General features: G+C 48.8%; 1 protein-coding gene. It reads right to left on the bottom strand.

Annotated features, from left to right (window positions below):
* Positions 1-117: 117 nt before the first annotated feature.
* The gene (locus IVW53_15735) at positions 118-1980 is read right to left on the bottom strand and encodes a hypothetical protein (GenBank protein MBF6607014.1); all 1863 of its coding nucleotides are present in this window, start codon (positions 1978-1980) and stop codon (positions 118-120) included.
* Between the last annotated feature and the right edge of the window lie 540 nt (positions 1981-2520).

Here is a 2520-nt window from a genome sequence, read left to right as displayed (position 1 = left end):
GTTGGGTAGGTAGCCAGCGAGGTGCTGTTGGTATGCTTCTGACCTGCTTAATATTTCAAGTGGTTTCATGGCCCAGCCCTGTTCTGACTACCCCCCACCGAACCGTGCATGCACCTTTCAATGCACACGGCTCTCTAGTATTTGAGTCTTTGCCTTTTGTTTGGCTTTGACTTCCGTAAGCGCAATCGGTTGGTGTCTCAGAGGGCGTCCTGCGTGGATGTCCTCATGACATTTTCGGCAGACGGGCATAGTTTTCCGTCTCATCGCTATCATTCTTTGTACCCAGAGCGGTTTTTCTCGGCCTGGGTACTCATGCAGGTCTTTCATTGCTCGTATATGATGCACCTCTACATCCTCTGTGTGACCACAGAGTTCACACATGTCTGCGAGGAGCCGTTGTACCAGCTCTGTTCGGTGTCCTGTATAGAGTTTCGGCGGTTGCTCGTTTAGGGTCGCGTTGATATCCCATACCAGTGGTATTGCGCCCCACGTTGCCACAAGCGGTTCTTTTCCTTCGCGCGGTAATGTAACTTGGAGTACTTTGTACTCTTTGTCTCGTACCTTGATGGTTGCCTTGTATTTCTCAGCGACTTTCTTCACCGACAGCTTGTGTTTCGCTGCTAGCGTTTTTAGTAGTGAGATTTCCATGCATCTCTTGAGTTTCCCAAGAGAGTGCATGTTGTAGGCCAATTGATAGTAGTTAGCTATGCCTCGGTATCTCGATTGATAGACCATCACGATAGCATAATCGCTCAGGTAGAGCAGTTCGGGCCGATGTAGAGCTTTACCATCTCGCATGTGGTTTTGGCAGTTCTCCTCGACGATTTTTCCTGGTACTCTGAGTCCTATGTGTCCATTGTGACTTCTGCGGTTCATCCCTTTTTCGTGGATAGGTCGCTTGCTGTCGTCTTGGATTATCATGACCTCATAGCCAAGGAATTTCGCCGCTTCCGTTCTCGCATGGGTTATGAGCGTCTTTTCTTCTGATAGCTCTAATGTGAGTTTTCTTTGGAGGAACGCTTGTAGCTCTTGCTTGATTTCTTCGGCTTCCTTTCGAGGACCGACAAAGCCTAACAGAAAGTCATCTGCGTACCGAACGTATCTGAGTCGCCGATATTGAGGGTCTTTGGGGTCTATGGATGGAAGTTTTTGCGCTTGTCTTTTCAAGTTCTCTGCTTCTCCCCTGTTCCCTTGTTCCCTCTCCTTGCTAGCTTGCACTATCAAGGAGTGATATTCCTGGTTGGCTCTTTTTCGGTTTCCTTTGCTGTACTTTGGGATGAGTGTTTCTTCTGCAAACGTGTCCAGCTTGTCTAACAGGATATTGGCGAGTATTGGGCTTACAATACCGCCTTGTGGCACGCCACTCGTTTCAGCATTGAATGTCCACTCTTCCATGTATCCTGCGTCGAGCAATTCTTGCATCAATTTGATAAATCTACCGTCATGAAAGTCCTCCTCCAGTTTTTGGATGATGAGTTCGTGACTCAATTTATTAAAACATTGCGAGATATCTCCCTCTATGAACCAGGTGGTTCCTTTCCAGGTGTGGTGAATTTCTCTAAGTGCAGTATGACACCCGCGTTCGGCACGAAACCCGTGTGAGTGTTCGCTAAACTTAGGTTCGTAATACGCTTCTAGGATGAGGCGTAATACTTCTTGCACCAGTTTGTTTGACCATACTGGCATTCCTAGTGGGCGTTTCTTCCCGTTTTTCTTCGGGATGTACACCCGCCTCGCTGGAAGCCATTGATAGTGTTCATATCGCAGAGCTTCTATGATTGCATCAATCTTTTCTAGCGACATGCCATCGGGCGTTTCGTCCGTTACTCCGTGCGTCATTGCGCCTTTGTTTGGGTAGATTTTCCCATAGGCCATGAGATAGAGGTCTTTGTTGAACAGTAATTTGTAGACTCGCTCCAACGGCAGCCCCTTTTTGCCGCGTTCACGGATGAGTCCTAAGATAGTTTCAGCGTTCCGCATCTCACGTACTTTCCTATCTGTAACTCACTCATACCTACCCTGCTTGCTCCCGATTGGGCAAGCTCTTGTCCTCCTTCGAGGACTGCCCCTTCGTTTGTATTGACTAGTCAATATTCCCTACTACGGGGGTTCCGTCGCCATGAGAGTCTCCTCTTGTAGGCGATCCCGCATTTGCGCTCACCGGACGTTGAGTACGTGTAGGTGCTCCGTTCGTTTCCTTGCCCCGTTCATTTTCGGGTACTCACTGTAGAGAATTTCCATGCCCGTCGAGCAGAGGCATGTGTACAGTGTCATCGCTTCAGGTATGCTGCGATGGGTGCGCAGTTTCACCGTTGGAAACTAGAGTTCAGCCAGTTCAGGTTTCACCATGCGTACAGGACTTGCGGCGCATCATGATACATACCTTCTCATTTATCCGCTTTCCCAACATGCTACTTTTCCCTTTGGGTTTCCCCGCTAGGTAAGTTGGGCGTCCTAAGAGGTCTATTCTCAACCTCCTGTCGTTTGTTCGACTATCCAGTTAGCACCGAAGCGGCGCAC

This window comes from Chloroflexota bacterium (genome assembly GCA_015478725.1).
Classification (GTDB): Bacteria; Chloroflexota; Limnocylindria; order Limnocylindrales; family CSP1-4; genus C-114.
Note: the sequence above shows the minus strand (reverse complement) of the source record. Positions and strands in the feature narration are given on the sequence as shown.

What these genes read in the sequence shown, in the direction of transcription:
- IVW53_15735 (MBF6607014.1), bottom strand. Translation starts at nt 1,980, where the DNA reads ATGCGGAACGCTGAAACTATCTTAGGACTCATCCGTGAACGCGGCAAA.